Below are 15,177 nucleotides of genomic sequence, written 5' to 3'. Positions count from 1 at the left end.
TTTCAAAATGTAACTGCAAACGCTACCGAAGGTGCAGATGTCATTGTTCAAACTGAATCCCCTTTGAATACCATATCAAAAGAAAACTATAAATAGTGAAAATATCCGAAAACTGCGGTACAGTAACAATTAGATGAACAAAAGAGAATTAGAGGAAGTTGCAATATACTTCAAGTCTAAATATGGTACTATACTTTTATATACTGAATTTTGGAGGTGCTATGATGGAAGAAATCGTCATCTTTCACACAAATGATCTACATTCCCACCTAGAAAACTGGCCAAAGATCAGACGGTATCTGACGAGTCAAAAAGAGAAGTATCTCCGTACAGGAAAAACAGTTCTAACAGTTGATCTTGGGGATTTTGTTGATCGCTGGCATCCATTGACTGAAGCGACTGATGGACAAGCAAATATTGAGCTGATGAATACGATCGGCTATGATGCAGCAACAATTGGGAATAATGAAGGCGTAGGGAATTCTAAAGAACAGCTGACCCATTTGTATGATCATCGAAATTTCAATGTGCTGCTGGCAAATTTACAAGATAAAGAAACTGGAGAAACCCCGGAGTGGTCAGAGCCATTCAAACTTATAGAAACAGCAGGCCATACTAAAATTGGGCTGATTGCATTAACAGCTCCTTTTCCTTTGACCTATGAACCAAATGGCTGGACGATCCACACGGCTAAATCGGTTTTACCATCGTTACTTACAAAGGTTCGTCCCATGTGTGATATTTTGATATTGATGAGTCATTTAGGCATTGATGAAGATATCAGACTGGCCAATGAATTTCCGGAAATCGATATTTTATTAGGCTCACATACACATCATTTATTTAGACATGGAGAAAAAATCAATCAAACGCAATTATCTGCAGCAGGAAAATTCGGTCACTATATTGGAGAGGTCCATGTAATGGTCGAACAAAATAAAATCATTCATAGTACAGCAAAAGCCTTACCCACAGCTGATTTACCAGAAGAAGTAGATGATCGAAGAGAAATCGAGGATTACTTAGCTTTAGGCCATCAATTACTGCGGGAAGAGCAGCTTGCTGAGATTCCATATCCACTTTCTATCGACCTAAATACTGAACATTCATTGATGACGATAGCTTTAAACGCATTAAAAGAAAAAGGCGGAACAGAAGCTGCTGTATTGAATAATGGTCTATTTTTGACAGATATCCCCAAAGGTATCGTTGACAAAGATCAGTTGCATGAAAGCTTGCCGCATCCTATGCATTTGATTCGAGTAACTCTTTCAGGTGCTGATTTTGTTCGGATGTTGCAAGAAATGGAGAAAAATCGACATTATTTACGTAAATTTCCTATTTCTGGAATGGGTTTTCGCGGTAAGGTTTTCGGGGAGTTATATTATGATGGTTTTTCTTATGATAAACAAACGCGGCAAGCCCTTTGGCAAAATCGGCCGATTGATCTACACAAAAAATATACCTTTACGACGGTCGATCATTTTATGTTTATTCCATTTTTCCCGACCATTGAAATAGCTGGAGACATTGAATTTATCTTCCCGGAATTTTTGCGAACAGTTTTAGGGGACTACCTAGCTGCCCACTATCCAATCCAGTAAAAACAAGGTATAATAAAAATCAGGTGGTGTAAATATGACAGAAAAAACGAAGAGACCATATAAATCGGCAAAGCCGGTAAAGCATAAAGAAGAAGCAACCTTAACCGATGAACTTACAGCAGTTATCGAAGAAATAAAAGAAGAACCAGTTAAAGAAAAGAAAAAAGGCGAGATCGTGACGCTTATCGACGATGATCAGTTGATGATCGGTGACCGTCAATACCAACTGGTAAAGAACCATCGTGATGCATTCGACGGTGAGCGTTTAGGCGAACGTTTCAGTGATGTATTGTCAAAATACGACTTTATAGTTGGCGATTGGGGCTATGATCAGCTACGATTAAAAGGTTTTTTTAGCGACGCAAACCGAAAAGCGGCGCCAGAACAGCGCATCGATACCTTAGAGGATTATCTTTATGAGTATTGTAATTTCGGCTGTGCTTATTTTGTGATCGAACGAATTGGCGGAAAAAGAGAAAAACAACAAACTCGTCGTAAAAAGAACAATAAAAAGCCTGCAAATAAAAATCAGGCACATACAGAAGAAAAACGTACACCGGTACCAAATAAAACCAAACCAGTGATCAAAAACCGTAAAGAAAATGAACAGAAAAAACCAGTGGTTGGCAAACAGGAAAGTACTGGCAACCAAGGGCGTTCATTTACGATTCGTCAACGTGAGGAGTAATCATTTGTGGAAAAACATTACAAAGGCTATTTAATTGATTTAGACGGTACGATTTATCTTGGAAAAGAAGTGATTCCGGCAGGTAAACGGTTTGTAGAAAGATTGCAGGAGCTAAATTTGCCGTTTCTTTTTGTAACTAACAATACGACTAAAGCACCCAAAGCGGTCGCGGATCGACTAGCACAAGAATTTGATATCCATGTGCCGGTTGAAACAGTTTATACAGCTAGTCTTGCAACGATCGATTATATGAAGGAACAGAAAAAAGGCCAGCGAGTCTATGTCATCGGAGAATCAGGCTTAGTTGATTTGATTTTAGCAGCTGGATTTATCTGGGACGAAAAAACACCAGATTACGTAATTGTTGGGTTAGATACAGAGATTACTTATGAAAAATTTGCTATCGCTGCACTTGCTATTCGAAATGGTGCGGTGTTCATAGGAACGAATCCAGACAAAAGTATCCCGACAGAGCGGGGCTTATTACCTGGAGCCGGCTCATTTATTTCATTGGTTGCTACAGCTACCCAAACGACACCGATCATGATCGGTAAACCGAACAAGATCATTATGAATGAGTCGCTAAGAGTCTTGGGTCTTGAAAAAGAAGAAGTGATCATGGTTGGTGACAACTATGAAACAGATATTCAGTCAGGTCTTCAAAATGGCATCGATAGCTTACTTGTATTATCAGGTTTTACTCCTAAAGAAGCTGTTCCTGATCTACCAGCAAAACCAACGTATATTTTAAACTCGTTGGATGAATGGACATTTTGATATGAGGAGAAAGGAAACCAGCTGGATTTGGCTGGAACGCTTGGGAATTTTATGTGTGATTTTAACGATCCTTTCTTTGAGTATCACATTGACGATCAATTTTAGACCCCTTTATGTTTGGGACATTAAAGCGTTGAACATACTTGATCAAGTAACGATCAGTCAATCGGAACTTTTGAAGAACTTCGGTCAGTTGATGTCTTATTTGAATAATCCTTGGAACCAAACATTACAGCTCTCTGACTTTCCAGTTTCTGCAAGCGGAGCGTTTCATTTTTATGAAGTGAAGCGACTTTTTCTCTTGTGTTATGGGGTCTTGCTTGTGACGATCATTCCAAGCTGCCTGTTTATTTATCGTTTGTTCAAAATAAGAAGACTATGGCGTTTGATTCGACCGTTTCAATGGGGGATGATCATTCCAGTATTTTTTGGCCTATTGATGGCGATTGGCTTTGATCAGTTTTTTGTGGCTTTTCATGGTGTCTTTTTTAACAATGATGATTGGTTGTTTGATCCAGCAACAGATCCGATCATAAATGTCTTGCCTGAGGAATTTTTCATGCACAGCTTTATTCTATTTTTTATCTTGTTGGAAGTCTTTTTCTTGATTGGAATAATCCTTGGTAAGCGCGAACTTAAAAGAATATGATTTTCATGAACATCGAAGGTTGCTGTGAAGGCAGCCTTCGATGTTTCTTTTAGCAGGGGGCTGTCTATTTCTATATATGTTTATTGATTGAAAGTATTGACATTTATATCAGGTACCTTTATAATATAGTTCAGGTACCTGAACTATATTATTTTTTTGGAGGAATCGATTATGGAAGAACAAACATTAATGGAAGAGTTTCTAAGATTACAAGCAATGATGCAGCGGTATTTTATGAAACGTCGGAGAGAACATGGACCATTTGGTAATCCTCATAGAGGTCAGGGACGTGTATTGAACTTACTAAAACTAAAACCAGAAACGACTCAAAAAGAATTATCCTATTTACTAGATATGCGTCCTCAATCGCTAGGTGAGTTATTAGGAAAATTAGAGAAAAAAGGGTATATTAGCCGCGAACCACTAGAAAGTGATCGAAGAGTTATGGTCATTCGACTTACAGAAGCAGGGATAACTGCTGCAGATAATAGCCGAAGTGAGGAAGAAACGATTTTTGATGTTTTGTCAGAGGAAGAACAAGCATCTTTCAAAATTATTATGGATAAACTTCTAGGAGCTTTAGAAGCAGAAATTCCAGAAGAGGAAAGAGGCTTTGGCGGTCCGCATATGCATCGTGGTCCTGGTCGAGGACTTGGCGGCTTTGGGAAAGTTGATCCGACAAATGCGGAACGATTTGATCCTCATGGTGACTTTAATCCGAACGGCTTTCCAAAAAGAGACAAATTTAGCTTTAATCCTTTTGCACATGGGATGGAAGAGGACAATGGCTTTAACGATTTTTAATAACTACTAAACGAGTTGAAAAAACAAGCTTTTATTTCATTGAGAGCTTGTTTTTTTGTTATTTTCAATCTAGTTGTGATAACTAGATTGAATGTTTTTTAAAATAATGTTAAACTGTTTTTGTAATAAGAAGGAGGAATAATGTGAATAACATAAAATCTTCTTTACAAACATGGGGAGAAGAATTAGTGGATGTTCATTTGCCAAGGTGGCATGAATTACCAGAGATAGACCTGTATATGGATCAGGTGATCACATTAGTGGAGCGCTATCTATCTCCCATTATTTTGAAAGAAAAACACACATTGCTGACCTCTTCGATGGTCAATAATTATGTCAAACTAGGATTGATTCCAGCACCTAAGAAAAAGCGTTACAATCAAAAGCATTTAGCTTTTTTAATTGCTATTACTTTATTGAAACAAGTCTTAACGATTCCGGAAATCAAACAGGGAATTCTTTACCAGGGATCAGCCGTAGGGATTAGAGAAGCCTATGATCTTTTTTGTAACGAGCAAGAAGCAGCACTGGCCGTTGTCATTTCTCAAGCAATAGGCAAGCAGCCGATCGCAGCTTTTGATCAGCCGATCACTGTGGACTATTTAGCTGTAAAAGGAGCAACATTGTCTTTTGCAACGAAGCTATTTACTGAAAAAGTCATTGAATTAGAACAAAAATACTTAGAAGAAAATGGAGAACAAACCTATGAATAAAGAGAAAATCGCTTTATTAGTTGATTCAGGGACAGATGTACCGCAGGAGCTGATCGAACAATATGGGATATACATGATTCCATTACAGATCATCTATAAAGACCGAATTTATACGGACAAAGTGGATATCACACCAGAAGAAGTCTATGAACGTTTACCGATAGAAATTCCAAGTACCTCATTACCTGATGGAGAAACCATTACAAAGATTTTTGAGCAAATCAAAGCAGATGGCTATGAAAAAGTTTTAGCGGTCACTATTTCGAGTGGATTAAGCGGAACATTTAATGTAGTTCGGCTGATTAGTGAAGATATAGAAGGCTTGGAAACGTTCGTCTTAGATACAAAAAATATTGGGATCGGCAGCGGCTTACAGGCGATTGAAGCAGCAAAATTGATTGAAGCTGGAGCAACGTGGGAAGAAGTCATAGCAACGATGTCAAAAAATGTTCAAAAAGCGAAAGTTTTCTTCAATGTAGCAACATTAGAGTATTTACAAAAAGGTGGAAGAATTGGTTTAGTAGCTTCTATTTTAGGAAATGCCTTAAAGTTGAACCCAATTATTTCCTGTAATGAAGAAGGAATCTACCATACAGTGGCGAAAGCACGAGGTAGAAAGAAAAGCTTGGATAAAACATTTGAGCTGGTCAAATCATTTATTGGAGAGCATAAAAAAATTGTTCTGGCAGTTGCTCAAGGGCAAGCAGTGGAAGAAGCAGAACAGTTTTATGAAAGGCTGAAGACGCATTTTCCACAAGCTGAAAAAATCTATTTTGGGACCATCAGTCCAGCTTTAGTTGTTCATACTGGACCAGGACTTTTAGGGATCGGTATTCAGTTATTAGATTAAGTAAAAATACCAACATTTATGCATGCATCAGGTGCCTAATGTTGGTATTTTTTTTATATTCCTTTTATGATTATGTTTATCAATTATATTTCTTTTTACTCATGGCTCTTTTTTTGAAATCTAATTGAAACTATCATGAAATATTTCATTTTTTGTGATAATGTAATAATGAACATAATTTAGGGAGGAAAAGTTATGAAAAAAGCAATTGCAGAATGTCTTGGAACATTCATTTTAGTTTTCTTTGGTACCGCAACTGCCGTTTTAGGAAATGGGATGGAAGGAATCGGTACAACTGGAATCGCTTTGGCATTTGGGTTAACAATCATTGCAGCGGCATACAGTATTGGGACTGTTTCTGGTGCACATTTAAATCCAGCTGTTTCATTAGGCATGTGGGTCAATAAACGAATTTCTTCAATGGAATTCATTTACTATATCGTAGGACAAGTCGTGGGAGCGATCCTTGCTTCATTTACACTATTGTCTATTTTAAATGCTGCAGGCTATGAGACAACAAGTCTTGGCCAAAATGGTTTTGGTGATTTAAGTGCTGTCGGTGCTTTACTAGTAGAAATTATTTTAACATTCATTTTTGTTTTAGTGATCATGACAGTCACAAGTGCTAAAAAAGGGAATGCCAAACTTGCAGGAGTTGTTATTGGTTTGACTTTAACGATGATTCATTTAGTAGGTATTCCATTAACAGGAACATCTGTGAATCCAGCAAGAAGTTTAGGACCAGCGATCTTTGTTGGTGGAGATGCTTTATCTCAACTTTGGGTATTTATCGTAGCTCCTCTGATTGGTGGCGTGCTTGCAGCATTAGTTGCTAAGTACTTGCTTGATACAGAAGCATAAATGAAAAACAGTCTAGCGATCGAACATCGTTAGACTGTTTTTTGTTTACATATTTTCATGCCTGATTGATAATGTGCAAACAATGGACCTGATAATTGAAACTGAAACGTATCACGATCAACTGCGCCGACAACTTCCTGACTATGATAAAGAGTCAATAAAAATTGTGCCATTTCTTTGGGTGTATGATACATAGAAAAGGCCTTTGAGTAGTCATAGGTTTTCGAATCATTGGCGATTTGAGCAAATTCAGTTTCTGTCGTAGCAGGAGCAAGGACTTTGGCTTGAAGCGGGGCACCTTTTCGTTCTAATTCTAAAGCGATCCCCTCAGTGAAGGCACTGACGTAAAATTTTGATGCACAGTAAGTAGCTGCATTAGGAACATTTTTATACCCTCCAGCTGAAGAGATATTGATCAACTGTGCGTATTCTTTATTTTCATGATCAGTTACAAAAAGAGTAGAAAGAATCGTTAAAGCTTCAATATTGACCGCCAGCATTTGATCGACCTTTTCTAAATCCTGATTTGAAACAGAGTGATAGTAGCCAAAACCTGCATTATTGATCCATGTGTCGATCTCATACTTTTTCAATTGATCATATAGATTAAAAACAGCTTTACGCTGAGATAAGTCAACCACTTTGAGGTCGATATCCAGTTCAGGATGTTCAGCCAGAATGTCAGCCTTCAATTGATCGAGACGTGCTTTTCTTCGAGCAACCAAGATTAGATTTTTTCCTAAAGAAGCAAATGCCTTGGCGGCTTCTAAGCCGATACCAGAGCTTGCTCCTGTAATTACAACATAGTTCATCTTTTTTTCCTCCTAAATTTTTTTGGTGGTACAATGAAAGTATAGGGTTTAGAGACGACTCTAATGCAAGAACAATTTAAAAGGAGGTGCTAGATATTTATACGATCAGTGAATTTGCTAAAAAAATCGGCATTAGTGAGCATACACTACGTTATTATGAAAAAGAAGGATTGATTGAACCATTTAGAGATGAACATAATTATCGACTGTATGGTAAAGAAGATATCGAATGGGCTACATTCATCATCAAACTAAAAAACACTGGAATTTCTTTGAAGGAAATCAAGACATATACACAACTAAGAAAAATCGGTGATGCTACAATCACAGCCCGAAAAGAATTATTGTTGAAGCATCGCTCAAAGATTTTAGCTGAATATGAAAAAGTTCAAAATCATTTACATTTACTGGACAATAAAATTTCTTTATATGAGGAGCTGGAAGAGAAGTACAACCAATAAAAATCCACCGTCGATTTCATTCAGTAACAGAAATCGGCAGTGGATTTTATTGTTAAAAAAAGGTCAATTGTTTTGTTGTAGTATCAACGGTCACACGATCACCGATAGGGATAGTAAAGATCGGTTGTGTATGCCCGAAATTCATATCATAGATCACTGGTATTTCCTTTAACAAAGGATACTTACCTAAGATAGCTAAAAGACGTTCTTCTGTCATGCCAGTTTCTTTTGGAAAACGTCCAATCAATAATGCTTTTGGATGTCTTACTACTTGAAGTAAAGAGGCTAAACCACGCGCAAAGTCATGGTAATCGTTCTCTTCTGCATTTTCTACAAATAAAATCGATTGTTCAAGCTCTGGAAGAAACGATGTACCAAATAGTAGTTGAAACGTTCCTAAGTTTCCGCCGTAACAAATGCCAGTAACAGGTGTCGATTGGTTATAAACCTTCCATTGATTTCTATGCAGCTCTCTTTTAGGCTGAGGCAAATACCATTTATCTTGACTCCAAGATTTCGATGCACGAACGTCAAAAGCTTCTTCTTTCATGGTTGCTAATTCAAAATTTTCTGTCTGATAGTCTTGCAGCTCATCCATTTGGAAACTAGAAAAATGAGGACCAACATAGGTCAAAAGGCCAGTCTTCGTCGTGATTGCATTACATAAGGCAGTAATGTCGCTATAGCCGCAAAGCACTTTGGGGTGGCGTTTAATCAATTCAAAGTCGATATAAGGTAAAAGTTCATTGCTGTTAAAACCGCCGATTGCCGTTAAAATACCTTTCACTTCAGGATCTAAAAAGGCTTCATGTAAATCTTTGACACGGCTCAAAATAGAGGAAGAGCCTAGGACATCTTCTTCATTCGTATGCTCAGCATATGTGACAATAAAGCCTAATTCGGTCAATTTCTTTTCTGCTAGGTTGATCCCGAAATCATTTAAACGGGCAAAGCTGCTGGAGGGGGCAACAACACGAATCTGATCCCCTTTTTTTAATCTAGGTGGTTTCATTTTGATCGCTTCCTTTAAAAAAACTTATTCTTTATTATAGTCATTCTTTCATTATTTTAGCAATATCTGAATCTTAAAAAATAGTGCCTTATGAGCTAGAGATGAAACAGTGGACAAAATAAGGTATAATAGGAGAAAATGTATTTGATTAATAAAAAGACAAATGAAAAAGAGGTGCCTCTTAGATGAAAAAAATCTTAGTTGTAGATGATGAAAAACCAATTTCAGATATTGTAAAGTATAATCTTACCAAAGAAGGCTATGAAGTTTTTACGGCTTATGATGGAGAAGAAGCAGTAGAGAAAGTCAAAGAAGTAGAGCCTGACTTGATCATTCTTGATTTGATGCTGCCAAAAATGGACGGGCTGGAAGTTGCTAGAGAAGTTCGTAAAACATACGATATGCCAATTATTATGGTGACAGCAAAAGACTCTGAGATCGATAAAGTTTTAGGCCTTGAGTTAGGTGCCGATGATTACGTCACAAAACCATTCTCAAATCGTGAACTTGTTGCGAGAGTAAAAGCAAACTTGCGTCGAGGAGCAACGAGTGCAAAAGAAGCTGAAACGACAACACAGTCGGAATTGATGATCGGTGATTTAACGATTCATCCAGATGCCTATATGGTGTCAAAAAGAGGCGGTAAGATCGAGCTGACTCACCGTGAATTTGAACTGCTTTACTATTTAGCCAAACATATCGGCCAAGTCATGACTAGAGAGCATTTGCTGCAAACCGTTTGGGGCTATGATTACTTTGGTGATGTTCGAACAGTTGACGTAACCGTTCGTCGTTTAAGAGAAAAAATCGAAGATAGTCCAAGTCATCCAACCTATTTAGTGACACGCCGTGGTGTTGGTTATTACCTTCGTAACCCTGAACAGGAGTAGTGATCTATGAGGAAAAAAGTTCACTTTTTTCAATCGGTAAACTTTAAGATCGCCTTATCGTTTATCCTTTTGTTATTGATTGCGATCCAAATCATTGGCGGCTATTTTATCCGAGAATTAGAGTCGACCACAATCAATGACTATAAACAAAATGTTGATTCCCAAACAACACAGCTTGCTAGCACGATCAGCAGCAAATTAGGTGAAAAAAATCAAGACCGAACAGAAATCGATGCGAATTTGAAGAAAACGCTCAATGATTTTGCTGGTTCTGAAACAATTGAAGCGCGAGTTGTTGACGATAAAGGAATCGTTCGTGCGACAAGTGATCTGAATCGTCAAGGTATCGTCGGCAAGAAGAATGATTACCGTGATTTGAATGATTTTAGTGCAAAGAAATATTCGGCAATGGATCAGGATAAACGCGTATACATCAATGTTGTGCCTATTCAATCCCCGACTGGCGATACAGTCATCGGGGTTCTTTATGTTAAAAGTAATATAGAAGGTAAATATCAAGAAATCACGGATACCGCAAGAATTTTCTTTACGGCTTCTTTGATCGCAGGTGCTATTTCAATCATTGTCACTTTATTGATTGCTCGTTCGATCACACAGCCGATCGGTGAAATGAGAGAACAGGCTCTGCGGATCGCTAAAGGAGACTATACTGGAAAAGTCCAAGTATATGGAAAAGACGAGCTTGGACAATTGGCTGAAACCTTCAATCAATTATCCGAAAGAATCGAAGAAGCGCAAGAAACGATGGAAGCAGAACGAAATCGTCTAGATAGTGTGCTTGCTCATATGACAGATGGTGTCATTGCGACTGATCGACGAGGAAAAGTAATCACGATCAATGAAATGGCGCTGTCTCTGTTAAATGTAAAAGATGAAGATGTGATCGGTTCATCTTTGCTAGAATTACTAGATATTGAGACGGATTATACTTTACGTAAATTATTAGAAGAGCCGGAAGAAATTTTGATCGATCGTTCGACTTCATCTGAGGATCAAATGATCATTCGTGTTGATTTCGCGATGATCCGCCGTGAATCAGGTTTTATTACGGGCTTGGTTTGTGTGCTTCATGACGTGACCGAACAGGAGAAAAATGAGCGGGAGCGCCGTGAATTTGTATCTAACGTTTCTCATGAACTTAGAACGCCTTTAACAAGTATGCGCAGTTATATCGAAGCATTAAGTGAAGGTGCTTGGGAGAATCCGGAAATCGCACCCAATTTCTTAAATGTGACTTTGGAAGAAACCGATCGAATGATTCGAATGATCAATGATCTCTTGAATCTTTCACGGATGGATTCGGGCAATAATGAATTACAGCTGGAATATGTCAATTTCAATGAGCTGATCAATTTTGTTTTAGATCGGTTTGATATGATGGTGGAATCCAATGAAAAAAAATATACGATCCATCGTGAATTTACAAAACGTGATCTATGGGTAGAGCTAGATACTGATAAAATCATTCAAGTGCTGGATAATATTCTAAACAACGCAATCAAATACTCTCCAGATGGCGGAGCAATCACCTGTCGCTTGCTTGAAACACACAATAATGTTGTGTTTAGTGTAACGGATCAGGGATTGGGAATTCCTAAAAAGGATATCAACAAAGTCTTTGATCGTTTTTATCGTGTCGATAAAGCTCGTGCTAGAGCACAAGGGGGAACTGGGCTCGGTTTGGCGATTTCAAGAGAAGTGGTCAAGGCCCATAATGGCGCAATTTGGGTAGAAAGTCAGGAAGGTCAAGGCTCAACCTTTTATATATCCTTGCCTTATGAACCTTATGAGGAGGATTGGTGGGAATGAAAACAACAGAAAGAATCATTCGAATCGGACTGATTTTTTTAGTGCTGCTTAGTTTGTATTTTTCATTTAGTATTTGGCTCAGCTCTGCAAAAAAAGAACAGCCTATCAAAAATGATCAGCAACTCGCAACCGCAGTAGTCAATGAACGTCTTGATACAGATGTCTTTTTACCATTACGCTTGATTCGAATGCAAAATGGTGTATCTGAAATGAATAATAGTGAGAACCTGATCACAAATGTTCAAAATGAAATCAGGCAAGCAACCTTTGGCAAACTGACTCAGGTCGTTAAAGCTGATGCTAGTCAGTTTGAAAATTATTTGACGATGGATCAGGGCTTTGAGCTATTGTATGAAGGACCATTTTTATTAAGTGAATATATGTCAGTTTATGATTTGGACATCGATTTAGAAGATATTGCAGATAGCGATGACATTCATTTCACCTGTATTCAGGTAAATTTAAAGCAAAATAAACTGCGCTTTCTAAATTTTAGCTCAAATGACATTTATGAAACATCGATTTCTATGGATAATGAAAAAGTCTTGAATTTAATGAATAAGGTTGGCGTTCAATATAATCCAATCTCTGAACAACAGTCTCTTGCACAAAAGCACTATTATTTGTCTGATGACTTGAAGATGAAAAAATATAGTTATATTTTAGCCTCACAGCCAGTAACTAAATTCAGAAATGCTTTTTTCACAAACACAGAAGATATTCAAACAAATGAAGATAGTCAGGATTTGTCCTATGCCAGTCGTAATGAGCGTTTGATTGCAGATGAAAAGCTTGGAACGATTCATTTTAGCGGAGATATCGAAAATAGAACAGCTCAAGATAACATATTCTCTGACAGCTTTTCCTACATCAAAAAATTAGGAACAAGCATGGGTAATTTACGTTATTTTGATCGTACAAAATCTGAAATCAATTATCGAACATTTGTCGAAGGATTTCCAGTCTTTAGTGAAAATGATAAAGGACAAGTTCATATCACCATTGGCAATGATAAAGCAGAAAAAAGCAGCGTTGTGATCGAGACAAGTGTTGATACGATTCAGGTTCCGATTCCTTCAGAAGAGGAAGTTCAATTGCAAAGCACGGAAAGTTTATTAGAGCAGTTAGCATTGAACGGAGCGGATTCAGAAAAAATCGATTCAATGGTGATTGGTTATACATGGCATAAGATCGAAGAAGTCACTCAAGTCGTTGACTTAACTCCTGAGTGGTATATCCGCTATGATGGTCAGTGGTCCTCTGTTCCTGAGCTATTGGAACACTTAGCGAATGCGGAGGTGGAATAATGGACTTTAAACGAATCGAATGGATTTTTTTCCTGGCCTTTTTAGGATTGAATATGTTTCTTTTTGGGATCTACCAAGAGGGAGTCAAAGAAGAGAATAATGTATCCTTTTCTGATCAAACGGATAGTATCGAAAAACGATTAGCCAAAGATGATATCACGTATAAAGAAAAATTGACAGGTGAAAAAAAAGAAGGCTATTACCTAAGCGGCGAACAAACCAACTTCTATGATGCAATTCAAAACGAACGGGAAACGAGAGATCGGAATTTTTTTAAAAATGGAGTAGAGTTAGTCGACAATTCAATTACTATTTATCCTCAAATGAATTACACACAGACTAGCTATTTCATTGATGAGAAAAATGTTGAAAAGTCATTAGAGACCTTTTTAAAAGATCGTGATAGTGTTCTTTTTGGCGCAGAGTATCATTATATGCCTGATTTTTCTAGTTTGGAAGGTGATTTTCCTGAGCTAGTTGCTTCTCAAGCTTACAAAAATATTCCTTTTAAGGATGATACCGCTCAGATTTCGTTGAAATTAGAAAACACGGGCGAGTCGGACGGCATCCATAAAATCAATAAGTATACTCAAACCCACATTCAAGGGATTGAGGAATTACGAGATAAAATGGACTTGTTTTCTGATCGGGATGCGATCGAAACTCTTTATATCAATAACAAGATACCGAGTAGTTCGAAAATCACGTTCATGGAATTAGCGTATACAAGAATTTATAAGATTCGCGAAAAAAATGTTTATGTACCTGTTTGGTTCGTTGGAATCAAAGCGAAGGGAAGTAATTTGCAAATTGAACAAGTCAATGCCATGAGTAATACGATCATTACAAATAATACGGTTCCAAAGGTGGAAAATCAGTAGTGATGGTTGTATAATAAGTAGCTGTAGACTAAAGAAGGGAAGCGAAGAGAAAAAATGAGTCAAGAAACAGCTTTTAACATCAGCATTCTTGCCAGCGGCAGTACAGGTAATTCCCTTTTTATCGAAACAGAAAACAAAAAGCTACTTGTGGACGCTGGATTAAGCGGAAAGAAAATCACATCATTATTAGCAGAAGTCGGCCGTAAACCGGAAGATCTGGATGCAATTTTGGTCACTCATGAGCATCGTGATCATATTCATGGTGTCGGTGTTCTTGCTAGAAAATATAAATTAGATGTTTACGCGAATGAGAAAACTTGGGCAGCGATGGATCCTATGATCGGTAATGTTGCAACCGAGCAAAAACATATCTTTGATATGGGGAAAGTGTTGACCTTTGGCGATATGGACATTGAAAGCTTTGGGGTTTCTCATGATGCAGCTGCACCGCAGTTTTATCGATTCTATAAAGATAATCGCTCATTTGTGATGTTGACAGATACTGGCTATTGTAGTGATCATGTGCGTGGTACGATCAAAGATGCGGATGCTTACTTGATCGAAAGCAATCATGAACTGGAAATCTTACGAATGGGACCTTATCCTTGGAGTCTGAAACAACGGATTTTGGGGGATAAAGGACATTTATCTAATGATGATGGCGCTTTGACAATGGCTGAGGTGATCGGTGATCATACCAAACGAATTTACTTAGGTCATTTAAGTAAAGAAAACAATACGAAAGAGCATGCGAGAATGGCCATGGAGTCTATTTTAGCTGAAAAAGGCTTGGGCGTTAATTTTGATTTTAATGTCTATGATACAGATCCAGATGCTGCTTCTGAATTGTTTGCTCTTTAATTAAAGTGTGAAGATCAAAAGCTTGGAATGAAACGATTTAAGTTTTGTTCCAGCTTTTTTTGTATGTAAAGGCTAGAGAAAAGTTAAGTTATCTTTCAGGACTTGCTTTTTCATAAAAGGCGCAGTATAGTTAACTATATTTTGGACGAGTGAAAAATGAGAGGTTTTATTTGGGTT

The 15,177-nt window shown here is 37.7% G+C and carries 16 protein-coding genes; 14 read left to right on the top strand and 2 right to left on the bottom strand.

Annotated elements, in window-relative coordinates; translation table 11 throughout:
* Positions 1-224 precede the first annotated feature (224 nt).
* From CC204_RS05515 to CC204_RS05480, 8 genes are all read left to right on the top strand, one after another.
* Positions 225-1,604, top strand: coding sequence for a bifunctional metallophosphatase/5'-nucleotidase (locus CC204_RS05515; protein ID WP_088269183.1), 1,380 nt, complete (start codon positions 225-227; stop codon positions 1,602-1,604).
* 34 nt (positions 1,605-1,638) lie between these two features.
* A complete protein-coding gene (locus CC204_RS05510) occupies positions 1,639-2,292 on the top strand; it encodes a YutD family protein (RefSeq protein ID WP_088269182.1) in 654 nt (217 codons plus the stop codon).
* Between the two features lie 6 nt (positions 2,293-2,298).
* Positions 2,299-3,069, top strand: a complete 771-nt coding sequence (locus CC204_RS05505; RefSeq protein WP_088269181.1) for a TIGR01457 family HAD-type hydrolase — start codon at positions 2,299-2,301, stop codon at positions 3,067-3,069.
* A gap of 1 nt (position 3,070) precedes the next feature.
* Positions 3,071-3,718 (top strand): TIGR01906 family membrane protein, encoded by a 648-nt coding sequence (locus tag CC204_RS05500; protein WP_308422467.1) that lies wholly within the window; start codon positions 3,071-3,073, stop codon positions 3,716-3,718.
* 171 nt (positions 3,719-3,889) lie between these two features.
* The gene (locus tag CC204_RS05495) at positions 3,890-4,522 is read left to right on the top strand and encodes a MarR family winged helix-turn-helix transcriptional regulator (protein WP_088269179.1); all 633 of its coding nucleotides are present in this window, start codon (positions 3,890-3,892) and stop codon (positions 4,520-4,522) included.
* 143 nt (positions 4,523-4,665) lie between these two features.
* Positions 4,666-5,235: a DUF1836 domain-containing protein gene (locus tag CC204_RS05490; protein WP_088269178.1), complete on the top strand. Its 570-nt coding sequence runs from the start codon at positions 4,666-4,668 to the stop codon at positions 5,233-5,235.
* Positions 5,228-6,085 carry a DegV family protein gene (locus CC204_RS05485; protein ID WP_088269177.1) on the top strand — a complete coding sequence of 286 codons (858 nt, stop codon included), beginning with the start codon at positions 5,228-5,230 and terminating at the stop codon, positions 6,083-6,085. The genes CC204_RS05490 and CC204_RS05485 overlap by 8 nt, the downstream gene beginning before the upstream one ends.
* A gap of 195 nt (positions 6,086-6,280) precedes the next feature.
* Positions 6,281-6,946, top strand: coding sequence for an MIP family channel protein (locus tag CC204_RS05480; protein ID WP_088269176.1), 666 nt, complete (start codon positions 6,281-6,283; stop codon positions 6,944-6,946).
* Between the two features lie 29 nt (positions 6,947-6,975).
* Here CC204_RS05480 and CC204_RS05475 read toward each other — a convergent pair whose 3' ends face one another.
* Positions 6,976-7,758 (bottom strand): SDR family NAD(P)-dependent oxidoreductase, encoded by a 783-nt coding sequence (locus CC204_RS05475; protein ID WP_088269175.1) that lies wholly within the window; start codon positions 7,756-7,758, stop codon positions 6,976-6,978.
* An 86-nt stretch (positions 7,759-7,844) separates the two neighbouring features.
* On the opposite strand from CC204_RS05475, the gene CC204_RS05470 reads away from it, so the two are divergent.
* Positions 7,845-8,219 (top strand): MerR family transcriptional regulator, encoded by a 375-nt coding sequence (locus CC204_RS05470; RefSeq protein ID WP_227011236.1) that lies wholly within the window; start codon positions 7,845-7,847, stop codon positions 8,217-8,219.
* 52 nt (positions 8,220-8,271) lie between these two features.
* On the opposite strand, the gene CC204_RS05465 is transcribed toward CC204_RS05470, so the two are convergent.
* Positions 8,272-9,231: a S66 family peptidase gene (locus CC204_RS05465; protein WP_088269174.1), complete on the bottom strand. Its 960-nt coding sequence runs from the start codon at positions 9,229-9,231 to the stop codon at positions 8,272-8,274.
* A gap of 185 nt (positions 9,232-9,416) precedes the next feature.
* On the opposite strand from CC204_RS05465, the gene yycF reads away from it, so the two are divergent.
* From yycF to CC204_RS05440, 5 genes are read left to right on the top strand one after another with little or no spacing between them, the layout of a single operon-like run.
* Complete coding sequence (gene yycF, locus CC204_RS05460; RefSeq protein WP_087641426.1) at positions 9,417-10,121, top strand: response regulator YycF; 705 nt, start codon at positions 9,417-9,419, stop codon at positions 10,119-10,121.
* Positions 10,122-10,127: 6 nt separating this feature from the next.
* A complete protein-coding gene (gene walK, locus CC204_RS05455; RefSeq protein ID WP_088269173.1) occupies positions 10,128-11,951 on the top strand; it encodes a cell wall metabolism sensor histidine kinase WalK in 1,824 nt (607 codons plus the stop codon).
* Positions 11,948-13,258 (top strand): YycH family regulatory protein, encoded by a 1,311-nt coding sequence (locus CC204_RS05450; RefSeq protein WP_088269172.1) that lies wholly within the window; start codon positions 11,948-11,950, stop codon positions 13,256-13,258. The genes walK and CC204_RS05450 overlap by 4 nt, the downstream gene beginning before the upstream one ends.
* Complete coding sequence (locus tag CC204_RS05445; protein WP_088269171.1) at positions 13,258-14,139, top strand: two-component system regulatory protein YycI; 882 nt, start codon at positions 13,258-13,260, stop codon at positions 14,137-14,139. The genes CC204_RS05450 and CC204_RS05445 overlap by 1 nt, the downstream gene beginning before the upstream one ends.
* A 54-nt stretch (positions 14,140-14,193) precedes the next feature.
* Positions 14,194-15,000: an MBL fold metallo-hydrolase gene (locus CC204_RS05440; protein ID WP_088269170.1), complete on the top strand. Its 807-nt coding sequence runs from the start codon at positions 14,194-14,196 to the stop codon at positions 14,998-15,000.
* Positions 15,001-15,177 lie beyond the last annotated feature (177 nt).

It is taken from the genome of Enterococcus wangshanyuanii, assembly GCF_002197645.1.
Taxonomy (GTDB): Bacteria; Bacillota; Bacilli; order Lactobacillales; family Enterococcaceae; genus Enterococcus_L; species Enterococcus_L wangshanyuanii.
This window is presented reverse-complemented; position numbering and strand designations above follow the sequence as displayed.

Bases quoted from the DNA above. Each gene is read 5' to 3' on its own strand.
- CC204_RS05515 (WP_088269183.1), top strand. From the start codon at position 225: ATGGAAGAAATCGTCATCTTTCACACAAATGATCTACATTCCCACCTA.
- CC204_RS05510 (WP_088269182.1), top strand. From the start codon at position 1,639: ATGACAGAAAAAACGAAGAGACCATATAAATCGGCAAAGCCGGTAAAG.
- CC204_RS05500 (WP_308422467.1), top strand. From the start codon at position 3,071: ATGAGGAGAAAGGAAACCAGCTGGATTTGGCTGGAACGCTTGGGAATT.
- CC204_RS05495 (WP_088269179.1), top strand. From the start codon at position 3,890: ATGGAAGAACAAACATTAATGGAAGAGTTTCTAAGATTACAAGCAATG.
- CC204_RS05485 (WP_088269177.1), top strand. From the start codon at position 5,228: ATGAATAAAGAGAAAATCGCTTTATTAGTTGATTCAGGGACAGATGTA.
- CC204_RS05480 (WP_088269176.1), top strand. From the start codon at position 6,281: ATGAAAAAAGCAATTGCAGAATGTCTTGGAACATTCATTTTAGTTTTC.
- CC204_RS05475 (WP_088269175.1), bottom strand. From the start codon at position 7,758: ATGAACTATGTTGTAATTACAGGAGCAAGCTCTGGTATCGGCTTAGAA.
- CC204_RS05465 (WP_088269174.1), bottom strand. From the start codon at position 9,231: ATGAAACCACCTAGATTAAAAAAAGGGGATCAGATTCGTGTTGTTGCC.
- yycF (WP_087641426.1), top strand. From the start codon at position 9,417: ATGAAAAAAATCTTAGTTGTAGATGATGAAAAACCAATTTCAGATATT.
- walK (WP_088269173.1), top strand. From the start codon at position 10,128: ATGAGGAAAAAAGTTCACTTTTTTCAATCGGTAAACTTTAAGATCGCC.
- CC204_RS05450 (WP_088269172.1), top strand. From the start codon at position 11,948: ATGAAAACAACAGAAAGAATCATTCGAATCGGACTGATTTTTTTAGTG.
- CC204_RS05445 (WP_088269171.1), top strand. From the start codon at position 13,258: ATGGACTTTAAACGAATCGAATGGATTTTTTTCCTGGCCTTTTTAGGA.
- CC204_RS05440 (WP_088269170.1), top strand. From the start codon at position 14,194: ATGAGTCAAGAAACAGCTTTTAACATCAGCATTCTTGCCAGCGGCAGT.